We start from the raw sequence: 22,374 nt of genomic DNA, 5'->3' as shown, positions 1-22,374 counted from the left end.
TCCTCACGGCTTTGTCCAATGTATGCCGGGCTTGCCTTGGCCCTGCAACCAGTCATTCACGCGGCTGAAGGGGCGTGAGCCGAAGAAGCCGCGCCTTGCCGATAGTGGTGAAGGGTGCGGCGTCTCTATCTTGAGGTTGCGCGCCGGATCGACCTCTGCCGCCGCCTTTTGCGCATGCGCCCCCCAAAGCAGGTAGGCGCGGGGGCGATCAGAGAGACGGGCGAGCACCTGAGCGGTTAGCCTTTGCCATCCGAGCCTCGCGTGCCCATGCGCGCAGCCCGCCGGAACGGTCAGCACGCTGTTAAGCAGCAGAACCCCTTGATCGGCCCAGAACCGCAGGTCTGGATCTTGCGGTGATGCGCCAAGATCGGCGTCTAACTCCTTGAAGATATTGAAAAGGGAGCGGGGAATGGGGCGCACATCCGGCTCGGCCGAGAAGGCGTAACCATGGGCATGGCCGGGAGTCGGATAGGGGTCTTGACCAAGGATCACCACCTCCAAAGCCGACGGTTGCAGATGCTCAAGTGCGGCGAATATCTGCGGGGCGGGCGGTAGGACCACCCTCGTTTCCGCGGCAAGCTGCTCGGCAATACGCGGCCAATCCTCGGCAAAAAAGGGCAGTTCGGCCCATGCGCCAAGGGCGCTGAGGCTCGGCGGTGTCATGCCGACTGGCTGATCCGCGCCACTTCCTCGATCCGCTCACGCGCCGCGCCGCTGTCGATGCTTTCGCGGGCCATCTCAACACCGGATTCCAGATCCGGGGCCACATCGGCCACAACCAAAGCAGAGGCCGCGTTCAGCAACACCGCGTCGCGGTAGCCTGATGGAACCCCGTCAAGGAGCGCCTTGAAATGTTTGGTGTTTTCGGCGGGCTCACCCCCGGCGATAGCTTCGAACGGATGGACCGGGAGGCCCGCGTCTTCGGGGTGCAATTCGCGCAGGTTGACGACACCGTCTTCCAGTGCTGCGACCCAACTGACGCCGGTGATGGTCAGCTCATCCGTGCCATCGGAGCCATGCACAAGCCATGCTTTTTCCGAGCCGAGCTGCTTGAGTGTCAGCGCCATCGGTTCAATCAGATCGCGGGTATAGGCGCCGGTCAGCTGCCGTTTGACCCCTGCCGGATTGGTCAGTGGCCCGAGGATGTTGAAAATCGTGCGGGTGCCAAGTTCGGACCGGGTCGGCATGACATGGGCGACGGCAGGGTGATGCATGGGCGCCATCATGAAACCGATACCGGCCTCGGCCAGTTCACGCTCGACCACCGCGGGGCCGACCATGACGTTGATCCCCAGTTGCGACAGCGCGTCGGAAGCACCTGATTTCGAACTGAGGTTGCGGTTGCCATGTTTCGCCACGACAGCGCCTGCGCCCGCAGCCACGAAGGCGGCGGCGGTCGAGATGTTCAGCGTGCCCTTACCGTCACCGCCGGTGCCGACGATGTCGATCGCGCCTTCGGGCGCGTGCACGGCGTTGCATTTGCTGCGCATGACCTGTGCCGCGGCGGCATATTCGGTGACCGTCTCCCCGCGTGTGCGCAGCGCCATGAGGAACCCGCCGATCTGGCTGGGGGTCGCTTCGCCCTCGAACAGAATTTCAAAGGCTTCAACGGCCTGATCCGAGGTTAGCGGCCCGTTCGCGGCGGCATCCAGCAGGGGTTTCAGCGCGCTACTCATGCCGGGACCTTCATCTCGTTCAGGAAGTTTTGCAGCAGGGCGTGGCCATGCTCGGACCGGATCGATTCCGGGTGGAATTGCACGCCGTGTAGCGGCAAGTCGCGGTGTTGCAGGCCCATGATGGTGCCGTCTTCAAGCGCTGCGGTAATCTCAAGGCAATCGGGGAGGCTCGCGCGTTCGACCACCAGCGAGTGATAGCGCGTGGCCCCGAAGGGCGAGGGGAGCCCGGCGAAAACGCCGCGCCCGTCGTGCTGCATCTGGCCCAGTTTACCATGCACGATATCATCCGCGCGCACGACCTTGCCGCCGAAGGCTTGGCCAAGCGTCTGGTGGCCAAGACAGACGCCCAGAAGCGGCACGCGCGCTGCGGCGGCGGCATGGGTCAACTCTAGGCAAATTCCCGCTTGGTCGGGGTCGCAGGGGCCGGGAGACAGCAGGATACCGGCGGGGTTCATGGCCATCGCTTCATCCACGCTGAGCGCGTCGTTGCGGTGCACCTGCACATCCGCCCCGAGGCTGCCCAAATAGTGGACCAAGTTATAGGTAAAGCTGTCGTAGTTATCGATGAGCAGCAGCACAGGCAGGCATTTCTTTGTATTAGGACTGGAGAAACCGCGCCGGAGCGCGGTATAGGTTTTCGCATACATGTTCAGGCTTGAACCCCATCGTCAAGAGTTTGGGGCAAGCCAATTGAGGGGAACGCCGGGCTTTCTGGCCATGGCGCAGACAGCAGGAGTAGCGCAGATGGCACGCGGAGTTCTGAGCGGGCTGATTTGGGGCGGTGTGGCAAGCATCGGTGTGGCCGGTGCGGTGTCGCTGATGATGCCTTTGCCGCTGCCGCCGCAGGTGGGTGATGCGCCCGGATCTGGCCCCGCGCCAGCGCGGATCAACGTGACGGATGCAGGCGAGCAGGGGCGCAGCCGCGATAGCGCGCCGGTGTTGAACGCCCCCGCGCCGCGCGCAGATGTGCCGCAGCAAGACAGCCTCGCCGCGCTCGACCCCGACACGCAAACCTCGGCCAGCCTGCCAGAGACCGGCGATGCGGAGGGGCTCAGCACCCCCGCGGCCCCCGAGGGGCAGACGCCGATGTCGCCCGGCGCGGAAGAGCCTGTCATGCCCAATCCGCAGGCCACAGCGCCGGATGCGCCGCCTGCGGCGGATGAGCTTTCGATCAGCACCGAACCCGCGCAGCCGCCCGCGCCGGATGTGGCGGATATCGAAGGGGCCTTTGACGCGCCGCAGGGCATGGCCGCGCCGGAGGTCGAAGACGAGGAGGCGATCACTCTGCCGGCGGAGGAGGTTGTGATCGAAGAGCCGGAGGTTGAAGCCGATGCGCTTGAAGACGCGCCTCGTGGTGAGGCGGAGGCCGCTGAAGCTGACCTGTCTTTCCCGGTGCCTGAGCCGGAGAGCATCGAGGGGGCAAGCCCCGCGCCGCTGGAAGAGACGGAGGTTGCCGAAGCCACCCCAGAGCCTGCTGAAACTGAAGCCGACAGCCGCCCGGCCATCGGCACACCAGCGACCAGCCTGACCGAGCGAGACACAGGCGTCGTGATTAACCGCCCCGGCGCAGAGGTGGCGGCAGAGCCCGCTGAAGCTGACGAAATCGTGAATGAAGACCCGCGCCCCGTGGTGGCCAACAGCCTCGCCGTGGACTTGCCCGAGGGCAAGCCGCTGATGAGCGTGGTGCTGATCGACGATGGCACCTCGGTCACCGCGGGCAGCGCCGGGTTGGCCGCATTGCGCAGCTTTCCCTATCCGCTGAGTTTCGCCGTCGATAGCACCTTGCCGGATGCCGCCGAGCGGGTGGAAACCTACCGCGAGGCTGGGTTCGAGGTCTTGGCCATGGTCGACCTGCCGCAGGGCGCGCAGCCCAGCGATGCCGAGACTACATTTGGCGCGACGCTCGACCAGATTGGCCCGGTGGTGGGGGTGTTAGAAGGCACCGAGAGCGGCTTCCAAGGCAGCCGCGCGCTGGCCGATCAGGTGACCGATATCCTCGCGCAATCCGGCCACGGGCTGGTGACGCAGGACAAGGGGCTTAACACCATGCCCAAGCTGGCGCGCAAGGCGGGTGTGCCTGCCGATCCGGTGTTTCGCGATTTTGACAGCAAGGACCAGTCAGCCCGGGTGATCCGGCGTTTTCTGGATCAAGCGGCCTTCAAAGCGGGGCAGGAGGGTGCTGTGATCATGCTGGGCCGCCTGCGCCCCGATACCGTCTCGGCCCTGCTGCTCTGGGGGCTACAAGACCGCGCGAGCGACGTGGCTTTGGTCCCGATCTCGGCGGTGCTGCTGCGCGAGGAGTGACCCCGCGCGGGGCGCGCCTTGGTGTTAGATGATCTCGTCCTCGTCGAAGAGCGGGTCTTCTTCCAACTGGCTGGCGAGTTCATCCACCGTCGCCTCCGCCGCGCGGGGGCTAAGTTTGGCAAGGTGAAAGACCGCATCGCCTTCGTTAACGATGGGCAGCATCGCCCGCCCGATGAGGATGCCGGGCGCATCGGCCAGAAGCTCTGCCTCCTCCTTGCCGAAAGGGTCTGAGACGATGGCCAGAAGATCGCCCTCGGCGACGGTCTCGCCCTCGGCCCGGAAGGTGCGCAGCAGGCCGCCTGCGGGGGCGCGCAGCCAATGGGAAGCGGTGCAGATATAGGGCGCGTTGCGAGCGCGGGCGATGCCTTTGGCGGGCAGCATGTCTTGCCCGCGCAACACCCGCAAGATGCCCGCTAGACCCGCCCGCACGGCCATCTCGTCAAAGCGCAGCCCTTCGCCTGCCTCGTAGAGCAGGATCGGCGTGCCTTGTTTCGCGGCGACCGCGCGCAGCGATCCGTCGCGCAGGGGGGAGGTCAGCACCACCGGCGCGCCGAAATCCAGCGCCATTTTCTGGGTCACCTTATCCGCTGGAGAGACGCGCACTTGCGGCAGGTTCGTGCGGTGGATCGCTGCCGAATGCAGATCGACGCCAAAGTCGCAGCGCAGCACCACCTCTTGCAGAAAGATATGCGCCAGCCGCGCGCCGAGGCTGCCGGTGGGTGAGCCGGGGAAACAGCGATTCAGATCACGCCGGTCGGGCAGGTAGCGCGAGCGGTTCAGGAAGCCGAAGGAGTTCACGACAGGCACTACAATGAGCGTGCCGCGCAGCGCCGAGAGTTGCGGCGCGCGCAGAAGGCGGCGCAGGATCTCGACGCCGATTACCTCATCCCCATGCACCGCGGCGGAGACGAACATCGTCGGCCCGGGCCGTTTGCCGTGGAAGATTTCCAGCGACAGATGCACCGGCGTGTGGTCCGGCAGGATCGAGACGGGCAGATCAACGGCAAGGCTGCTGCCGGGGGCGACGGAATGCCCCGCGATCTGGAAGGGCGCGCGCGGGGCCATGGTCAGCCGTTGCCCTTGCCACCGAACCGCGATGCATCCGCAGCCGCGCGGCGGATTGCGCCGGATTTATGCACGGTTTCCATGAACTCGGCCTCGGGGTCGCTGTCATAGACCACGCCGCCGCCTGCTTGGATGTAGAGCGTCTCGTCCTTCACCACGGCGGTGCGCAGGGCGATGCACATGTCCATGTCGCCGCCCGCGCTGAAATAGCCCACGCCGCCGCCATAGACGCCGCGTTTCTCGGGCTCCAACTCGTCGATAATCTCCATCGCGCGGACCTTTGGCGCGCCGGAAACGGTGCCCGCAGGCATGCCCGCGAAGAAGGCGTCGAGTGCGTCCTTGCCCTCTTTCAACTCGCCCACCACGTTTGAGACGATGTGCATCACGTGGCTGTAGCGCTCGACGATGAACTCTTCCGTTGGGCGCACGCTGCCGATCTTGGCGACCCGGCCCACGTCGTTGCGGCCCAAGTCCAGAAGCATCAGGTGTTCTGCCAACTCCTTGGGGTCGCTGAGCAAATCGGCTTCTAGCGCGCGATCTTCTTCCGGGGTCGCGCCGCGCTTGCGGGTGCCTGCAATGGGGCGAATGGTTACTTCGTTGCCGAAGACCCGGACAAGGATCTCGGGGCTGGCACCCACCACATGGAAGCCGCCGAAGTTGAAATAGAACATGAAGGGCGAGGGGTTGGTGCGCCGCAAGCTGCGGTAGAGCGCGAAGGGCGGTTGGGTGAAACCTTGGGCCCACCGCTGGCTTGGCACCACCTGAAAGATATCGCCCGCCTTAATATAGTCGCGCGCCTTTTCCACGGCGGATTTATAGCCCTCACGGGTGAAATTGCTGACCGGCTCCGGCGCGTCCTCGGCCTCTCCCAAATCGCGGGAGGTCTGCGGCATGGCGCGTTCCAAATCGCGCACGGCATCCATCACCCGCTCGGCCGCTTGGGCATAGGCCGCGCGGGCGGTTTGGCCCTCGGACACCCAAGCGGGGGAGACGATGGTCACCTCGCCTTTGACCCCGTCGAGGACTGCGACGACCGAAGGGCGCACCATCACGGCGTCGGGCAGGCCCAGAGGGTCGGGGTTCACATTGGGCAGATGTTCGACCAGCCGGATCATGTCATAGCCGAGGTAGCCAAAGAGCCCGGCGGCGGCTTGCGGCAGATCGTCGGGCAGGGTGATCCGCGATTCCGCGATCACGTCGCGCAGACGGTCGAGCGGGTCACCGGGCATATCCTCAAAGGCATCGGCATCGTAGCGCGCCGCACGGTTGAGCGCAGAGGTCTCGCCCCGGCAGCGCCAGATCAGATCGGGCTTCATGCCAATGATCGAATAGCGCCCGCGCACATCGCCGCCGGTGACGGATTCCAGCACAAAGGCATTCTCCGCCGCGCCGGTGAGTTTCAGCATCAAGGACACAGGCGTGTCGAGATCGGCAGCAAGGCGGGTGTAGACGATCTGATTCTCGCCCGCCTCATAGGCGCGGGCGAAACTATCGAAATCCGGGGTCAGGGCCATCAAAATTGCCTATCAGGGAAAGTTCACATGCACGGCATTGATCGCGCGCTGGTCGATCTGGGGATCGGCGTCGCGCATGACGGCATTGCTGTAGATATCAAAAAGACCTTGGGCCAGCGCCTGATCCAACTGCTGCGAGAGGCGGTCCATCAGCGCTTGGGTCTGATCGTCTTCGCCCGCCGGTGTTACGGCATCAAGGCGCAGAACCACGACGCTATCGCCTGCGGGCAGGACGGCCACACCGCCTTCGTCGAGGTCAAAGACCTGATCCATGAAATCGTCCGGCGTGCCGTCGACATAGGAGCTGCGGGTTAGCCCTTCGCCAAGCTGGGGCGAAAGACCGGCGGCTTCAAAACCCCCTTCTTCGGCCAGCGTCTCGGTCAGGCTCTCGGCCTTTTCGGTCAGCGCCTCGACGATCTGAGCGTTGCGCCATGCGGTCTCAACGGCGTCGCGGGCCTCTTCGAAAGGTTCGGGGCGCGCGTCTTTGGTCTCATCCAGACGCATGGCAAAGATGCCGCCGTCTTCGAGTTGGTCGATCTGCGGGAAGTCATTCGCGCTCAGCCCCGCCGCGGCCTCGCGGAAGGCGCCATAGGCGGCGATGCCCTCGCTGCTGTCTTGGGTCCAATCGATGGTGCCAAGGCGCATCTTGGTCTCTTGGGCCAAGTCTTCGAGCGTGGCACCCCCGGCAAGCTGGTCGTCAATCTCTTGCGCACGGGCCTCGACAGCGCGGGTGGCGCGGGAGATGGCGAGGGTCTCTTCCAGCACGTCACGGGCCTCTTCGAAAGGCACATGCTGCGCGGGAAGGATGGCGTTTACGCGGAACAGGGCCGGCCCGAGCGAGCTGGGCAGCGGGCCAACGATGTCACCGCTTTCGGCGGCAAAGACCGCATCGGCTGCATCATCAAGATCGGATTTTGCGACATCGCCGAGATCGACATCCGCCAAGGCCAAGCCGCGCTCTTCGACCAGCGCCTCGAAAGTGGTGCCGTCGACCTCAAGCGCTGCGGCGGCGCGGTCTGCGGCCTCCTGATCGGCAAAGACCAGACGTTCGACCAAACGCCGCTCGGGCTGGTCGTATTCGTCGCTGCGGGCGTCATATTCGGAGCGCAGTTCTTCTTCGGGCACTTCGACTTCGTCCAGCAGGTCTTCGGGAGCGAGCCAAGCGTAGGTGATGCTTTTGCTGGCGGGCAGCATGAAGTCATCGGTGTTGGCGTCGTAATAGGCGCGCAATTCGTCTTCGGTGGCGGCGGGCAGGGGCGCGTCGAGGTCATCTTCGCTCAGCCGGGCCCAAGTGAAGCTGCGCTCTTCGGCAACATAGTCGACCAGCGTGCGGGCATAGGTGTCGGGCATGGAGACGCCGCCCAGAATGGCGCGTTGGAGCAGGCCACGCGCGGCTTCTTCGCGGATCGAGCGTTCGAACTCAGCCTCGCTCATCCCGCTTTGCTGAAGGGCAAAGCGATAGCCTTCGCGGTCAAAGTTGCCGTCGATCCCTTGGAAGGCCGAGATTGCCACGATCTCATCGCGCAGGGTGGCGTCACCGATGGAGATGCCCATCTGGTCGGCCTCATGGTCCAACGCGCGGTTGCGCACGATCCGTTGCAGGACGGCGCGGTCCAGCCCCATCTCTTGGGCGCGGGCAAAGGGCAGGCTCTCGCCCGTTTGCGCTTCGATTGCGCGGATTTCCTGCTGTAACTGGCGGGCATATTGATCGACCGAGATCGACTTGTCGCCCACGGTGCCGATGCTGCGCAGATTGCCGCTGAGGTTGATCGCGCCAAAGCCGCCCAGACCCAAGATCAGAAGGGCCATCAAGGCCCAGACGGCGGTTTTCGAAAAGCTGAAGCCCTTTTTGGCCATGACACGGTCCCTCGTTGATTTCGGACCTGTCTATGCGTTGCGTGGCAGGGCTGCAAGCCTGTCGAAAAGCACCTTTAGACCGGCGGCGTCGAGGTTGGCAAAGGCGACGCGCAGCTGGCTTTCGCCGCGGGCGTCGCCCTCAGGCTGGAACATCGTGCCGGGCAGGCAGAGCACGCCCGCGTCGCGCACCAGATCGCGCGCCAGATCAGCCGAAGAAACGCTGAAAGGGTGGCGCATATAGGCGAAATAGCCACCCAGCCCCAGAAGCTCCCAGCCCAGCGGTTCGAGCTTCGGCATCAGGTCGGCAATGGCGGCCCGACGGGCGAGGATTTCCTCACGTTCTTCGGCGAGCCATGCGCTGAGGTTCTGCATCCCCCAGAGCGCGCCGTGCTGGCCGATCTGCGCGGGGCAGATGGCGACAGTGTCGAGGAATTTCTCGACCTCGGCCAGCCTTGCGCGGCTGGCGATCAGCGCGCCGACGCGGTGGCCGGTCAGGCGGTAGGCCTTGGAGAAGGAATAGAGATGAATGAGCGTGTTATGCCAATCGGGGTCGCGGAACAGCGCGTGTGGCGCGCCGGGGCGGCTGTGGAAGTCGCGGTAGGTCTCATCAAGGATCAGCGCGATGCCGTGGCGGCGGGCCAGTTCGAAGAACTCCTGCACCAGCGCCGCGGGATATTCCACGCCGCCGGGGTTGTTGGGCGTGACCAGCGCGATGGCGCGGGTGCGCAGTGTGATGGCGGCCGAGGCCTTTTCGGGGTCGGGCAGCATGTCGGCCTCGACGGGCAGCGGCACGGCCGCAACGCCGCTCATGTCGAGCCACATCTTGTGATTGAAGTACCAGGGCGTCGGGATGATCACCTCGTCGCCCTCGCCACAGAGCGTAGCGATGGCGGCGGCGAAGGCCTGGTTGCAGCCGGAGGTGATGCAGACCTGTTCGTCGGTCACCACGCCCGCGTATTTCTCGGCCGTTTGCCGCGCCAGTTCCGCGCGCAGTTCCGGCAGGCCCAGCACCGGCCCGTAGAGATGCGCCTCATCGTTGTGAAGCGTGACATCGGCCATCGCCTGACGCAGCCCCGCGGGGGGCGGATCGACCGGGGCGGCTTGGCTGACGTTGATCAGCGGACGGTCAGGCGGGAAGTCGACGCCATCGAGCCAGCGCCGCGCCTCCATCACCGGGGGGAAGAACGTGGTGGCGGTGCGCGAAAGCGTCATGGAGGTATCCGGTCAGATAGGGGCAGGGCAGGTGGCGCGGGGCCGGTCAGTCCTTGCCGCGGTAGGGCTCGACATATTGCAGGGCCATGTCCCACGGGAAGAAGATCCATGTGTCCTGGCTCACGCCAGTGATGAAAGTATCGACCTGCGGCTCGCCCTCGGGCTTGGCATAGACGGTGGCGAAATGCGCCTGCGGGTAAAGCTCGCGCACCAGTTCGATGGTCTTGCCGCTATCGACAAGGTCGTCGACGATCAGGATGCCGGTGCCGTCGCCCATCATCTCGGCGTCGGGGGATTTCAGCACCTTCGCCTCGCGGCGCTGGTCGGCGGCCCCGCCGCCCGAGTGGTACGACATGACCGAGATCGTGTCGACGGTGCGGATGTCGAGCTCGCGCGCGACGATCATCGCGGGCGCCATGCCGCCGCGGGTGATTGCCACGACCGCACGCCAAGCGCCATCGTCGGGGCCCAGACCGTCCAGCCGCCACGCCAGCGCGCGGCTGTCGCGGTGGATCTGATCCCAGGAGATGTGAAAGCCCTTTTCATGGGGCAGGCGCGAGGCGTCCTTGGATTTGGTCATGGTGGTCCTTTGCAGCAGCTGGCGCGGGCACCCGCGCGAATTGATTTGGGCGGCTTATTCCTTGGACATGTCGGGCGCGTCAACCGCCTTCATACCGACGACGTGATAGCCCGCGTCGACATGCAGGTTCTCGCCCGTGGTGCCGCTGCCCAGATCCGACAGCAAAAACAGCGCGGCCTTGCCCACGTCCTCGGTGGTGACGTTGCGGCGCAGGGGCGAGTTGTACTCGTTCCATTTCATGATGTAGCGGAAGTCGCCGATGCCGGAAGCCGCCAGCGTCTTGATCGGCCCCGCCGAGATCGCGTTGACGCGGATGCCGTCCTTGCCCAGATCCTCGGCGAGGTATTTTACGCTCGCTTCCAGCGCCGCCTTGGCCACGCCCATGACATTGTAATGCGGCATCACCTTCTCGGCGCCGTAGTAGGTCAGCGTCAGCGCGCTTGCCCCGGGCGACATCATCTTCTCGGCGCGCTGCATCACGGCGGTGAAGGAGTAGACGGAGATGTCCATCGACATGGCGAAATTGCCGCGGCTGGTGTCGACATAGCGGCCGCGCAGCTCACCCTTGTCGGAGAAACCGATGGCGTGAACGATGAAATCCAGCTCACCCCAACGTTCTTTCAGGCTTTCGAAAAGCGCGTCGATCGATGCTTCATCGCCCACGTCGCAGGGCAGAACGATGTCGCTGCCAAGCTGCTCGGCCAGCGGGCCTACGCGTTTCTTCAGCGCTTCGCCTTGGTAGGAAAAAGCAAGCTCCGCCCCCGCATCGGCCAGCGCCTTGGCCACGCCCCATGCGATGGATTTGTCATTCGCCAGCCCCATGATGAGCCCGCGCTTGCCCTGCATCAGTTCGTTTCCCATTCCGCCGCCTTGTCTATGTTTTTGTCTATGTTCCGTTGAGGTTGTCTTGGTCTAGGCGATTGCAGCGCTACCATCAAGACTGCACAGGCGCCTTCACCCCCGAGAATTGCCATAAGATCGGCGGCTAACTGTCGGAAATCGGGTGAGGTTGTCCTTTGAGTTGCCGATTGTTAACAAATGCCATACCGAAGAGATCGGACCCCGGCGTAGAACCGGTGACAGGCAAAGCACTCTGAAGGAGATGCCGAATGGAGACGCGGACTGGTATTTTTGCGGGGGATGATCCCTTTGCAATTGCGCAGCGTTGGCTTTCCGAAGCAGAGGCGACCGAGCCTAATGATCCCAATGCCATCGCGCTCAGCACGGTAGATTCGCAAGGTCTGCCCAACGCCCGCATGGTGCTGCTAAAAGAGATCGAGCCGGAGGCTTTTGTCTTTTATACCAATTACGAAAGCCAGAAGGCGCAGGAACTTGACGGCGCGGGCAAGGCGGCCTTTGTCATGCATTGGAAATCCCTGCGCCGCCAGCTGCGGGTGCGCGGCTTGATCAGCCGAGAGGACGGGCCACAAGCCGATGCCTATTACGCCTCGCGCTCGCTCAAAAGCCGTCTGGGGGCTTGGGCCTCGCGCCAATCGCAGCCGCTCTCAGGCCGCGGTGCGCTAATGGCCGAGGTGGCCAAGGTGACCGCGCAGAAAGGGGTGAACCCTGAGCGTCCGCCGTTCTGGGGCGGTTACCGGATCACCCCGCTGGAAATCGAATTCTGGGCCGATGGCGAGTTTCGCCTGCATGACCGTTTCCAATGGCGGCGCGCAGATGTCGCGGCACTTTGGGCCGTGACCCGGCTCAACCCCTGATCTGACGGCGCGATACCCCATGAAAGATGTGTCTGAAACCCAAGCGGAACCAGCGGCGATAGATGACCCCCTCGAAGGCGTGGTCAAATGGTTCGACCCGGTCAAGGGCTTCGGCTTTGTCGTCGCGGATGCGGGCGGGGCGGACATCCTGCTGCACGTCAATGTCCTGCGCAATTACGGCCAAAGCTCTGTCGCGGATGGGGCGCGGGTGGCGGTGCGCGTCCAACAGACCGAGCGCGGGGCGCAGGCGGTCGAAGTGCTCTCTGTCGAGGCGCCCAGTGAACTGCCCACCGCCGTGGTGGAATTCGCCGGTTTCGACCCCGAGCAACTGGCCACCGCCGAGTTTGAGCCCGCCCGTGTCAAATGGTTCGACAAGGCCAAGGGATTCGGGTTTGCCAATGTCTTTGGCTGCGCGGAAGATGTGTTTTTGCATATCGACGTGCTGCGCCAATCCGGACTTTGTGATTTGCAACCGGGCGAAGCACTTGCCATGCGTGTGATTGTTGGCGATCGGGGCCATCTGGCGGCGGAGGTAAGCTCATGGGACGCGGTGATAGACGGCTAAAGGTCGGGCGACTGGTAAGGCATATGGCAGAGGCGGCACTGGCTGGCCTGCTGCTGACCGGCGCGGCGGTGGCCGAGGTTTGCCGTGTCGATTCCGTGACGCTCCGCGGGGAGTGGGGCAAGGCCCGCTTCTCTGTCGAAGTGGCCGATGACACGGCGGAACGCGCCAAGGGGCTGATGCACCGCCGTTCACTGCCGCTGAGCGCGGGGATGCTCTTTATCTACGAAAGACCTCAGCCCCTGAATTTCTGGATGCGCAACACGTTGATCCCGCTGGACCTGCTGTTCATCGACGAAAGGGGTGTGGTGCAGAAAATCCACCACTCCGCCAAACCGCTTGACGAAACACCGATTCCGGGCGGCGACGATTTGCTGTCGGTGCTGGAGATTAACGGCGGCTTGTCAAAACGCCTTGGCATCACCGAAGGCAGCGAAATCCGCCATCCGGCCTTTGCCAGCAACACCCCGGCTTGGCCCTGCTAAAGACTTCGCGGATTTTCCGAGTTTAAGGTCAATCGGGGCTTTTCAATCGGTGGGCTTATGGCTAAAGAAGCCCCAGTCGGAGCGTGGCGCAGCCTGGTAGCGCACCTGTTTTGGGTACAGGGGGTCGGAGGTTCGAATCCTCTCGCTCCGACCACTTTCTTCCAACATCGCTGATGTAGCGCTTCCCGCTTTGGTTGAGGCGCGCCCGTTGTCCTATCCTCATTCTGCACAAGATATAGTAGCTGCCGCCGCCGCATTGGCAGGTTTGCGCCTGTGCGCGCCGAGATCGTGATGATTCTGCCGCGGTTTTAGACGCGGACATGGGGCAGAGGACTTGGACCGGGTGATCGTGGCACAGAGCCCACTTTCGGCGGCCTGTCGCGCGGCGGGCGGTCTTGGGCTGTGGATGAATTCAACCAATCTCTCAAACACCTCCGCTAACCCGGCCCCGGCAATGGATTATTTTAAAGCCGCCCACCAGTCGGGCTTGCGGGTATCTTTGGGGATATCCTGAGGCTGAATCACTGGGGTAGGGCGCGGGGCAAATCGGGGGGCTTCGGTCAACTGCCCGCCCTGAAATTATTCTGAAAAAAACCGTTGACCAAATAGTGCGATCTACGTCAGTTTGTGGGGGTCAAGTAAAGCGCCACAATATGTTGTGGTTAACGCAATAGGGCGCTTGGGCGGCGGGGACAGAGTATAGAGCCAGCGTTTCAATCGGTTTCGGGCCGCTTGCGTCAGCAGGTGGCGCGGGGAAGCTTTGTTCAAACTGCCAGCACATAGGGGTGAGACGGCCTGCCGTGGGCATGTCGGCTCAGGATTTTGAGAGTTTGAAAAAGGGCAGCGACGATGAAGATTGAACGGAATTTCACCAAGGCCGGGCAGGATGCCTATGCGGATTTGGACTTTGTCACCACGGTGTCAGAGATCCGCAACCCTGACGGTTCGGTGGTGTTCAAGCTCGACAACGTCGAAGTCCCCAAATCCTGGAGCCAGGTCGCCAGCGACGTGATCGCACAGAAGTATTTCCGCAAGGCGGGCGTGCCCAGCAAGACCCGCAAGGTCAAGGAAAAGGACGTGCCTGAGTTCCTGTGGCGTTCTGAGCCCGCCGAAGGGGCCGAGATGGGCGGGGAGACCTCTTCCAAGCAGGTCTTCGACCGTCTGGCGGGCGCCTGGGCCTACTGGGGCTGGAAGGGCGGCTATTTCACGACCGAGGAAGACGCCCGCGCCTATTACGACGAGATGCGCCACATGCTCGCCAGCCAGCGCGCGGCGCCCAACAGCCCGCAGTGGTTCAACACCGGCCTGCATTGGGCTTACGGCATCGATGGACCGGCGCAGGGGCATTACTACGTCGACTATAAGACCGGCAAACTGACCCGGTCGAAATCCTCCTATGAGCACCCGCAGCCGCATGCCTGCTTCATCCAGTCTGTGGGCGACGATCTGGTGGGCGACGGTGGCATCATGGACCTCTGGGTTCGCGAGGCACGTCTGTTCAAATACGGCTCGGGCACGGGCACCAACTTTTCATCGCTCCGTGGAGAGGGCGAGAAGCTGTCGGGCGGCGGCAAGTCGTCGGGTTTGATGGGGTTCCTCAAGATCGGGGACCGTGCAGCCGGCGCCATCAAATCCGGCGGCACCACCCGCCGGGCGGCCAAGATGGTGATCGTCGACGCCGACCACCCCGATATCGAGGATTTCATCAACTGGAAGGTGCTCGAAGAGCAGAAGGTGGCCTCCATCGTCGCCGGCTCCAAGATGCACGAGCAGAAGCTCAACCTTTTGTTCGACGCGATCAAGACATGGGACGGGGCCGAGGCGGATGCCTATGACCCCGCCAAGAACGCCGCGCTGAAACAGGCGATCCGCGAGGCCAAGAAGGTCGCGATCCCCGAGACCTACGTCAAGCGCGTGCTGGACTACGCCAAGCAGGGCCACACCGGCATCGAGTTCCCGACCTATGACACCGACTGGGATTCTGAGGCCTACAACTCCGTCTCCGGCCAGAACTCCAACAACTCGATCCGCGTCACCAACGCCTTTCTGAAGGCCGTGGAGAAGGATGCCGACTGGGAGCTGATCAGCCGCACCGAGAACCGGGTTGTTAAGACCGTCCGCGCCCGTGACCTCTGGGATCAGGTCGGCCACGCCGCTTGGGCCTGCGCCGATCCGGGCATCCAATACCACGACACCGTGAACGACTGGCACACCTGTCCCGAAGACGGCGCGATCCGCGGCTCGAACCCCTGTTCGGAGTACATGTTCCTCGACGACACGGCCTGCAATCTGGCTTCGATGAACCTGCTGACCTTCCTCAAGGACGGTGTCTTTCAGGTCGAGGACTACATGCACGCCTCGCGCCTGTGGACCGTGACACTGGAAATCAGCGTGATGATGGCGCAGTTCCCCTCCAAGGAAATCGCGCAGCGGTCTTATGACTTCCGCACGCTGGGTCTGGGCTATGCCAATATCGGGGGCTTGCTGATGAACATGGGCTATTCCTATGACAGCGACGAAGGCCGCGCTTTGGGCGGTGCCCTGACCGCGATCATGACCGGCGTCGCCTATGCGACCTCCGCCGAGATGGCGGGCGAATTAGGCGCTTTCCCGGGCTATGCCAAGAACGCCGAACACATGCTCCGCATCATCCGCAACCACCGCACCGCGGCCCATGGCAAGGCCGACGGCTATGAGCAGCTGTCGGTCAAGCCGGTCCCGCTGGATCACGCCAACTGCCCGCAGGCGGGGCTGGTCGACATCGCCAAATCCTGCTGGGACGAGGCGCTGAAACTGGGCGAAGCCCATGGCTACCGCAACGCGCAGACCTCTGTCATCGCGCCCACCGGCACCATCGGTCTGGTCATGGACTGCGACACCACGGGGATCGAGCCCGACTTCGCGCTGGTGAAGTTCAAGAAGCTCGCCGGGGGTGGATACTTCAAGATCATCAACCAATCCGTCCCTGCCGCGCTGGAAAAACTCGGCTACGGGTCGGCCCAGATCGAAGAGATCGTCAGCTATGCCGTCGGCCACGGCACCATCGGCAATGCGCCCGCGATCAACCACACCACGCTGGCAGGGCACGGCTTTGGCGCCAATGAGTTGGCCAAGATCGACACCGCGCTAAAGCAGGCCTTCGACATCCGCTTTGTGTTCAACCAATGGACGCTAGGCGAAGCCTTCTGCACGCAGGTGCTGGGCATTCCGACCGAAAAGCTGAACGACCCGACCTTCGATCTGCTCCGCTCCCTCGGCTTTAGCAAGGCGGACATTGAGGCGGCCAACGACCACGTCTGCGGGACCATGACGCTGGAAGGGGCGCCGCATCTGCGCGAAGAGCACTATGGCATCTTCGACTGTGCCAATCCCTGCGGCAAGAAGGGCAAGCGCTACCTCTCGGTAAACAGCCACATCCACATGATGGCGGCGGCGCAGAGCTTCATCTCGGGGGCGATCTCTAAGACGATCAACATGCCCAATGACGCGACGATCGAGGATTGCCAGAAGGCTTATGAACTCAGCTGGTCCTTGGGGATCAAGGCCAACGCGCTCTATCGCGATGGTTCGAAACTGAGCCAACCACTGGCCGCGGCCCTCGTGGAGGACGACGAAGACGCCGCCGAGACGCTGGAAAGCGGCAACACCCATGAGAAAGCCGCCGTGTTGGCCGAAAAGATCGTCGAGAAGGTGATCGTCAAGGAGATCATCAAGTCGCACCGCGAGAAGATGCCGCAGCGCCGCAAGGGCTATACCCAGAAGGCCAACGTGGGCGGTCACAAAGTTTATCTGCGCACCGGCGAATATGAGGACGGCAAGCTGGGCGAGATCTTCATCGACATGCACAAGGAAGGCGCGGGCTTCCGGGCGATGATGAACAACTTCGCCATCGCGGTCTCGGTCGGTCTGCAATACGGCGTGCCGCTGGAGGAATTCGTTGACGCCTTCACCTTCACCAAGTTCGAACCGGCGGGCATGGTGCAGGGCAACGACAGCATCAAACAGGCGACCTCGATCCTCGACTATGTGTTCCGTGAATTGGCGGTGAGCTACCTCGACCGCACCGATCTGGCGCATGTGAAGCCCGAGGGCGCGACCTTTGACGATCTGGGCCGGGGCGAGGAAGAGAACCTCTCGAACGTCAGCGAGTTGAGCGAAGGGGCCGCGAATAAATCGTTGGAAGTGCTGAAGCAAATCAGCTCCACCGGCTATCTGCGCAACCGGCTGCCGCAAGAGTTGGTTGTGCTGCAAGGCGGGCAAAACGTCGAAACAAGCTCCGCCTACGCAGCCCAAGTCAGCAATGGCGATATGGCGGTCGCGGTGCAGCCCGCAGCTCCGGCCGCGACCGGCGCGGTAAGTCTCGATGCGCGGGCCAAGGCCAAGATGCAGGGCTATGAGGGCGAAGCCTGTGGTGAATGTGGCAACTACACATTGGTTCGCAACGGCACCTGCATGAAGTGCAACACCTGCGGCGGCACTTCGGGCTGTAGCTGATAAGATGTATCCCGAAAGGGGCGCGCAGGGGCAGGGCCAAAAGGCCCGCCCCGACGAAGTCGGCGTGTAGCTCTACCAAAGCGTTAATTTCCGCGTCCTCGTCAAAACTGCGTTAACCAAAATGTCAGATTTCAAAATTTCTTACGAAATTTCGAAATTCGTCGAAAATTGACTGCGGGTTGAGAAGGTGAAAGTGGATCATTTATCAACGCTTTATGTTGGTCAGGAGCAGGAATGAACCTAGTTTTCGACATCGCTGGACAGCTTTGCGCGGCAGATCGCGTGACGATGAAGGGCAACACACTGGAGGCGGAATTCGACCGCAATGTCATCGGGGCGCTGGCCGATGCCTATGACGGTGCTCGCAGCGTGTCCGTGCTTGGTGTGCCGTCTCTGAGCGTGACCTATTCGGTTCAGGATTATCGCGAGGCCGGTGAAGCAGGGTGCAGGGCAGTGTTCTCCGTCAATAGCTCCGCGGGCAGGGTGCTGCACTAAGGGCGCGTAGAAGAGTTTTCAGGAGCGGATGTGTTCGCTCCCGACGCGGATCAGGCCGCAGGCAAATAATCTACCGGGCGGTATCAATAGTGAGCCTGATAAGCGAACCTCAGGGGGGCCAATTGGTCCCCCATTTTTCTTTTGGACAGTGTGGTTGATAGAAATCACGCCGGACACGTGTATAGATTGACGGACCATGGGTTAGAATATTTTGAGATCCGCCATGCCGTCAGTGACTATCGAGCTTCATGATGATGAATTGTTTATCGGTTATCTGAGTAGATATGCGCGCGGACTTGGGCTGAGCGGGGTGTTTGATCTTTTGTTGGACCTTTCCGTCCCGCGCAAAGGCACACTCAATGGTGCCGCTGAGGATATTCAGAAAATCTCTGCGATTTTAGGGGCGGATGTCGATCGTGCGATGCGCCAGACTTTTCAGAAAGGGGCTGGGAAAGATGTGCTGTTTGGTGGCCATCTTTTCCAAGATCAACGCCTCCGTCGCGGCCAGTTCCGCGTTTGCCCGGGCTGTCTTCGGGATGATATCGGTGCTGAGCTTACAGAGAACACCGCGTTGAATGCCTATGCGCGCATGGCCTGGTCCGTCAACAGCTTTCGTGTTTGTCCACAACACCATCTGTTTTTGATACATCCGCCGGAGCCTGGGCCACCCCATGAGTTCAATCAAACATGGGAGGCATGGCTCCCCGAAATACTGGATGGCGATCTGGATCAGGAAAGCAAATGTGACGCCTTGTATGAGCGCCACATTACGCGGGTATTGGCAGGAGAAAATTCCGCACTCGGATGGGCTGACGTTTTTCCTCTCGATGCCCTAGGGGCGCTTTGTGAGATTCTTGGCGTGGCAAAAGTTTTTGATCCTAACCGCCAGTTCGCTGATTGCACGCCGGTGGACATAGCGCAGGCGATGGATGAGGGGTTCGCAACATTTTCTGCGGGACGCGACGCTGTGCTCGACCTACTGATGGCTTTGCGGACACGCCCCGGTGAGCCGCAATTGCGGCCGCAGGGGCGTTATGGCCCCGTCCATGATTGGTTAAAGCGCGGTGCTGGATCTGCACCTGAGTTTGCGCCGATGAAAGAGCTTTTGCGCGACCATATTCTCGAGACCTGGGCTCTTGCACCCGGAACTGATGTTTTGGGACAACCTCTACAGAAGAGAAAGTTTCACTCCGTACTGAGTGCTGCGCATGAACACGGTTTGAGGCCGCAAAAGGTTATCAATCTACTAAACGATGCGGGTGCTATAGGTGCGCTCGATTTACCTGAAGCTGAAAGGCTTTATTCTGTAGACGTTGTGGAAGTTGTGGTTGGGGCTGTTTCTGGTGCCATCAGTATGTCAAAGGCAGAACGCTTTCTTGGCGTAACGCGTACGCAGATGCAGACCTTGATTGCCGCGGGCTATTTAACTCATTCCATTGGAGGGGATCATGCACGGCCTCGGTTTTCCAAGGCGGACATAGATTGCTTCCTAGAACGACATCTTTGTTTTCCAGTAAAAAAAGATATTCCTGCGCCTTTCCGATGGTATGACATTGCCACTGCCGCCCGAAAATATGGGGTGAGCGTGGCGACTGTCTACGGAGCGGTGCTTTCGGGTAAACTGCCAAATACGACGCGAGCAACTGACTTTACTTTGTTTTCACAGATACGAATTGACCCTCTTGAAGCCGAACAGGTTTTCTCAACGGAAAATCGAGTGGATTGGAAAGCTATTGGAAACGTTTCAAAAGAGATTGGGATCAGTGCGAGTTTTTTGCGGGAATTGTCCGAGCGGGGTTATCTTGAATTACGTGACACAGATGATGAGAGGACACACCAAAGAAAAACGCTTGTGAACTGCGATACGCTGGATGCCTTTGTTGAGACCTATGTTTCCCGGCGTCTTCTTGCACGACGCAACAATGTTCAAGTCCGAGAAGTCCAAAAACGTATGGATGCGGCTGGTATTTTAATCCTAGAATACTCAGCCGACGGTACGGAATGGATTGTCGAGCAGGAACTTATCTCGCATGTTGACGGCTTGAATGGGCGGCGAGGGACGATTTGAATGATTTTAGGTCGGGGCTCCAAGATGCTGCATTGCTGTTTCTCAGAACCGGCCTTTCGTGATGTCGAAGAGCTAAATCGGATGTGCGAAGGTCTGAAGTGCGGTGCGGATTCAACGGATCGCCGCAACCGCTCGATATGTGCCGCATATGCGAGAGGTTTTGCTCGAAGGGCGGAGAGCGGTCCTTCGCTGCAGCATGCATTAAGGTCTGCTTCGCGCAGCTTGTGGTCTCCACGAAGTGGAAAATCCGATGGGGAATAAGGTCTAAGAATGATCTCAAACTTCATCAGCGCTCATGAGGACCGGGTAGCCCAACAACGAGATAGGCACTGAACGACTTGCCCTTTTTAATTTAGAACTTCGTTACATCCACCCGAAAAAAATGGCGCAGGGTAAGAACCCTACGAAACGAATGGCCTCAAAAATTATCGACGCTAACCTACAGGAAACTTCAGCGAAAAACTTGTACCTGCCTTGAAGTCATAGGTGTGCGACCCGTGGAGTTGCATGACCATACCCTTAATAATTTTAGTGCCCATTCCTGAGTGACACTTGTCGGGTTCAAACCCAGGTCCGTTGTCAGCGATGGTCAGCTCGGCCTTGCCATCCGTCAGAAGCTTGAGGCTTATGCGGATCTCAGCATCCGTACTTCCTAAGACGGCGTATTTCAAAGAATTTGTGACAACTTCATTGATCAGCATGGCCAAAGAGGTGGCCTGATCGTGGCTGATCGATATCTGATCGACGTCAAGGTTCAAACGCGCGGGCGTGCCATGTGCTTTAAAGATGTTTTCCGTCACTGAGCCGATAAATGCTGGCGCATCCAGAGCAGCATATTTGTCGTAGTTGTACATATGCTCATGTACGGTAGCCATCGCCGCTAGGCGCAATTTGAAGTTGGTCTTCACTTCGGGGGAGAGTTTTTGCATACCTACTAAAGCTTGCATCGCTTGCATGTTGTTTTTGACCCTGTGGTGGATCTCGCGAAACAGCATTGTATTTGTCTTGAACGCAGCTTCCAGCTTTTCATTTTTCTGAGCATCCCGCCTGAGAAGGCTGACGATCCAAAAAGCGCATACGGCAAGCGCAAAAATGGTTGGAATGACGATGGCGAGGAAAACCCGGACACGTCGCCAGAACCGATCCATCGTTTGAATATAACCCACCGAAGCGATGGTCACGAGCTCAGTTTCCGGAACTGTTTGATAGCCTAACAATCGTTTCTCGCCATCTACAGGAGATTCGACAATATAGTTGCCTGCGTCCGAATTAGGCAGGTGGTCTTTGAATAAAACATGTTGAGCAAGGTCCAACGGGCCATCCACAGGTGGATGGCGGGCCACCAGCATGCCATCTCTGCGCAGAATAGCCAGTGTCGATCCTGGCCCCAGGTCGAGAGATTCTAACAAGTCCCCCAATAAGGCCGCATCGAACGAAATTATTGCAACGCCTATGAAAACGCTCTCCCGCTCAAGCCGTCGGCTGAACGTGAATATCGGACTGCTATCGATGCGACTTGTGAGAAGCGAAGAGGTGAAGAACTGCTGTCCTGCGGCGGGGCCAGTAAAGTACTCTCTGTCGCGAACATCGATGTTTGGGGCGTCGGGGTCGGTCGTATAGAGGGTTCGGCCGTCAGCGGAAACGATGTAGGCTTTGGCGCTGCTGGGCAGCCCTTGGAGTGAAGCCCGGATGCTGGTCAAAGTCGTAGGGCTATCGGGTTCAACATCGGGTCCAAGGGCGAAGTCCATCTGGCGCAGCGCTTGTTTAGCCGTCTCAACAATCCAACCGGTGTTGATCTTTACTGCCTTGGCGGCGGACGTGACCGAACTTTCAGCTCTATCCTGAGCGGCATTGAAGCCTTGATAGATGAGGGCTCCCACGATGCTGGAATAGACCAAAAAGGTGGCGACAATGAATGTGGCCGCAGCGCGAGCTGAACCGGCGATCGCCTTGGTTACCATGTAGTTTCTCTCCCGGGCCGATCCTATCAAAGGATGTAGAGCTCAAGCAATGGTTTGGAAGTAGTAGCTTTCCCTCTAAGTCTACGCGGATAAATCAATGCCCCTCGATGAGGCCGTCTTGTCTACCCAGCAGGATGTCATCTGCACATCCGCCAAGTTTCGGTCTGAAAAGTTGGAACCAAACGGTCCGCATTCGGTTGAGGTTGGTTATCTATTGAGGGTTGAGAATGAGCTGCAGAATAGTTTTGCTTGTCGAGGATGAGGCGCTCATTCTGCTGGACATCGAAGCCGCCCTTGTTGACGAGGGATTGTTGATTGTCACTGAGAACTGACCCGGTAGCCCCATAAATTGTCACTGAGAATTGACCCATGTGAACACACTTCCC

Annotated in this window: 18 protein-coding genes and 1 tRNA gene; 8 read left to right on the top strand and 11 right to left on the bottom strand. The window is 60.9% G+C overall.

What is annotated here, in order from left to right; translation table 11 throughout:
- Window positions 1-3 precede the first annotated feature (3 nt).
- From ACGYKA_RS02720 to ACGYKA_RS02710, 3 genes are read right to left on the bottom strand one after another with little or no spacing between them, the layout of a single operon-like run.
- Window positions 4-663 (bottom strand): uracil-DNA glycosylase, encoded by a 660-nt coding sequence (locus tag ACGYKA_RS02720; RefSeq protein WP_394437878.1) that lies wholly within the window; start codon window positions 661-663, stop codon window positions 4-6.
- Window positions 660-1,676: an anthranilate phosphoribosyltransferase gene (trpD, locus tag ACGYKA_RS02715; protein ID WP_394412418.1), complete on the bottom strand. Its 1,017-nt coding sequence runs from the start codon at window positions 1,674-1,676 to the stop codon at window positions 660-662. Before trpD ends, ACGYKA_RS02720 begins: the two co-directional genes overlap by 4 nt.
- Window positions 1,673-2,254 carry an aminodeoxychorismate/anthranilate synthase component II gene (locus ACGYKA_RS02710; RefSeq protein WP_271691440.1) on the bottom strand — a complete coding sequence of 194 codons (582 nt, stop codon included), beginning with the start codon at window positions 2,252-2,254 and terminating at the stop codon, window positions 1,673-1,675. Before ACGYKA_RS02710 ends, trpD begins: the two co-directional genes overlap by 4 nt.
- Before the next feature lie 166 nt (window positions 2,255-2,420).
- Between ACGYKA_RS02710 and ACGYKA_RS02705 the strand changes: the two genes are divergently transcribed.
- A complete protein-coding gene (locus ACGYKA_RS02705; RefSeq protein WP_394412415.1) occupies window positions 2,421-3,980 on the top strand; it encodes a divergent polysaccharide deacetylase family protein in 1,560 nt (519 codons plus the stop codon).
- 24 nt (window positions 3,981-4,004) lie between these two features.
- On the opposite strand, the gene ACGYKA_RS02700 is transcribed toward ACGYKA_RS02705, so the two are convergent.
- Genes ACGYKA_RS02700 through fabI form a run of 6 tightly spaced genes read right to left on the bottom strand, consistent with a single transcriptional unit; the run spans window position 4,005 to window position 11,069 of the window.
- Window positions 4,005-5,045, bottom strand: coding sequence for a succinylglutamate desuccinylase/aspartoacylase family protein (locus tag ACGYKA_RS02700; protein ID WP_394437874.1), 1,041 nt, complete (start codon window positions 5,043-5,045; stop codon window positions 4,005-4,007).
- A 2-nt stretch (window positions 5,046-5,047) separates the two neighbouring features.
- Entirely contained in the window at window positions 5,048-6,559 is a 1,512-nt protein-coding gene (trpE, locus tag ACGYKA_RS02695) for an anthranilate synthase component I (RefSeq protein ID WP_394402663.1), read from the bottom strand.
- Window positions 6,560-6,571: 12 nt separating this feature from the next.
- Window positions 6,572-8,416, bottom strand: coding sequence for a peptidyl-prolyl cis-trans isomerase (locus ACGYKA_RS02690; protein ID WP_394412409.1), 1,845 nt, complete (start codon window positions 8,414-8,416; stop codon window positions 6,572-6,574).
- Between the two features lie 30 nt (window positions 8,417-8,446).
- Window positions 8,447-9,628 (bottom strand): aminotransferase, encoded by a 1,182-nt coding sequence (locus ACGYKA_RS02685; RefSeq protein WP_394412406.1) that lies wholly within the window; start codon window positions 9,626-9,628, stop codon window positions 8,447-8,449.
- 46 nt (window positions 9,629-9,674) lie between these two features.
- Window positions 9,675-10,208: a xanthine phosphoribosyltransferase gene (gene gpt / locus ACGYKA_RS02680; protein WP_067261592.1), complete on the bottom strand. Its 534-nt coding sequence runs from the start codon at window positions 10,206-10,208 to the stop codon at window positions 9,675-9,677.
- 54 nt (window positions 10,209-10,262) lie between these two features.
- Window positions 10,263-11,069 (bottom strand): enoyl-ACP reductase FabI, encoded by an 807-nt coding sequence (fabI, locus tag ACGYKA_RS02675; RefSeq protein WP_067261594.1) that lies wholly within the window; start codon window positions 11,067-11,069, stop codon window positions 10,263-10,265.
- A gap of 248 nt (window positions 11,070-11,317) precedes the next feature.
- On the opposite strand from fabI, the gene pdxH reads away from it, so the two are divergent.
- The 7 genes from pdxH (at window position 11,318) to ACGYKA_RS02640 (ending at window position 20,027) form a co-directional block, all read left to right on the top strand.
- Window positions 11,318-11,923, top strand: coding sequence for a pyridoxamine 5'-phosphate oxidase (gene pdxH / locus ACGYKA_RS02670; RefSeq protein WP_394412403.1), 606 nt, complete (start codon window positions 11,318-11,320; stop codon window positions 11,921-11,923).
- Between the two features lie 19 nt (window positions 11,924-11,942).
- Window positions 11,943-12,488, top strand: coding sequence for a cold shock domain-containing protein (locus ACGYKA_RS02665; protein WP_394412400.1), 546 nt, complete (start codon window positions 11,943-11,945; stop codon window positions 12,486-12,488).
- Between the two features lie 23 nt (window positions 12,489-12,511).
- Complete coding sequence (locus ACGYKA_RS02660) at window positions 12,512-12,970, top strand: DUF192 domain-containing protein (RefSeq protein WP_394412820.1); 459 nt, start codon at window positions 12,512-12,514, stop codon at window positions 12,968-12,970.
- Between the two features lie 77 nt (window positions 12,971-13,047).
- A tRNA-Pro gene (locus ACGYKA_RS02655) sits at window positions 13,048-13,124 on the top strand.
- 695 nt (window positions 13,125-13,819) lie between these two features.
- On the top strand, window positions 13,820-17,464 hold the full coding sequence (locus tag ACGYKA_RS02650; protein ID WP_394412397.1) for a vitamin B12-dependent ribonucleotide reductase: 3,645 nt from the start codon (window positions 13,820-13,822) through the stop codon (window positions 17,462-17,464).
- A gap of 234 nt (window positions 17,465-17,698) precedes the next feature.
- Window positions 17,699-17,959: a hypothetical protein gene (locus ACGYKA_RS02645; protein WP_394408135.1), complete on the top strand. Its 261-nt coding sequence runs from the start codon at window positions 17,699-17,701 to the stop codon at window positions 17,957-17,959.
- Between the two features lie 223 nt (window positions 17,960-18,182).
- Window positions 18,183-20,027 (top strand): TniQ family protein, encoded by a 1,845-nt coding sequence (locus ACGYKA_RS02640; protein ID WP_394437868.1) that lies wholly within the window; start codon window positions 18,183-18,185, stop codon window positions 20,025-20,027.
- A gap of 434 nt (window positions 20,028-20,461) precedes the next feature.
- Here the strand turns inward: ACGYKA_RS02640 and ACGYKA_RS02635 are convergent, their stop codons facing one another.
- Window positions 20,462-21,988 (bottom strand): sensor histidine kinase, encoded by a 1,527-nt coding sequence (locus ACGYKA_RS02635; RefSeq protein WP_394437865.1) that lies wholly within the window; start codon window positions 21,986-21,988, stop codon window positions 20,462-20,464.
- Between the two features lie 137 nt (window positions 21,989-22,125).
- Window positions 22,126-22,374, bottom strand: a 249-nt coding sequence (locus tag ACGYKA_RS02630) for a hypothetical protein (RefSeq protein ID WP_394437862.1), incomplete at its 5' end; no start/stop codon positions are given.

This window comes from Sulfitobacter sp. 1A15106 (genome assembly GCF_043556995.1).
Classification (GTDB): domain Bacteria; phylum Pseudomonadota; class Alphaproteobacteria; order Rhodobacterales; family Rhodobacteraceae; genus Sulfitobacter; species Sulfitobacter faviae.
Note: the sequence above shows the minus strand (reverse complement) of the source record. Positions and strands in the feature narration are given on the sequence as shown.

Bases quoted from the DNA above. Each gene is read 5' to 3' on its own strand.
- ACGYKA_RS02645 (WP_394408135.1), top strand. From the start codon at position 17,699: ATGAACCTAGTTTTCGACATCGCTGGACAGCTTTGCGCGGCAGATCGC.
- ACGYKA_RS02660 (WP_394412820.1), top strand. From the start codon at position 12,512: ATGGCAGAGGCGGCACTGGCTGGCCTGCTGCTGACCGGCGCGGCGGTG.
- trpE (WP_394402663.1), bottom strand. From the start codon at position 6,559: ATGGCCCTGACCCCGGATTTCGATAGTTTCGCCCGCGCCTATGAGGCG.
- pdxH (WP_394412403.1), top strand. From the start codon at position 11,318: ATGGAGACGCGGACTGGTATTTTTGCGGGGGATGATCCCTTTGCAATT.
- ACGYKA_RS02650 (WP_394412397.1), top strand. From the start codon at position 13,820: ATGAAGATTGAACGGAATTTCACCAAGGCCGGGCAGGATGCCTATGCG.
- ACGYKA_RS02635 (WP_394437865.1), bottom strand. From the start codon at position 21,988: ATGGTAACCAAGGCGATCGCCGGTTCAGCTCGCGCTGCGGCCACATTC.
- ACGYKA_RS02700 (WP_394437874.1), bottom strand. From the start codon at position 5,045: ATGGCCCCGCGCGCGCCCTTCCAGATCGCGGGGCATTCCGTCGCCCCC.
- fabI (WP_067261594.1), bottom strand. From the start codon at position 11,069: ATGGGAAACGAACTGATGCAGGGCAAGCGCGGGCTCATCATGGGGCTG.
- trpD (WP_394412418.1), bottom strand. From the start codon at position 1,676: ATGAGTAGCGCGCTGAAACCCCTGCTGGATGCCGCCGCGAACGGGCCG.
- ACGYKA_RS02640 (WP_394437868.1), top strand. From the start codon at position 18,183: ATGCCGTCAGTGACTATCGAGCTTCATGATGATGAATTGTTTATCGGT.
- gpt (WP_067261592.1), bottom strand. From the start codon at position 10,208: ATGACCAAATCCAAGGACGCCTCGCGCCTGCCCCATGAAAAGGGCTTT.
- ACGYKA_RS02665 (WP_394412400.1), top strand. From the start codon at position 11,943: ATGAAAGATGTGTCTGAAACCCAAGCGGAACCAGCGGCGATAGATGAC.
- ACGYKA_RS02690 (WP_394412409.1), bottom strand. From the start codon at position 8,416: ATGGCCAAAAAGGGCTTCAGCTTTTCGAAAACCGCCGTCTGGGCCTTG.
- ACGYKA_RS02685 (WP_394412406.1), bottom strand. From the start codon at position 9,628: ATGACGCTTTCGCGCACCGCCACCACGTTCTTCCCCCCGGTGATGGAG.
- ACGYKA_RS02705 (WP_394412415.1), top strand. From the start codon at position 2,421: ATGGCACGCGGAGTTCTGAGCGGGCTGATTTGGGGCGGTGTGGCAAGC.
- ACGYKA_RS02720 (WP_394437878.1), bottom strand. From the start codon at position 663: ATGACACCGCCGAGCCTCAGCGCCCTTGGCGCATGGGCCGAACTGCCC.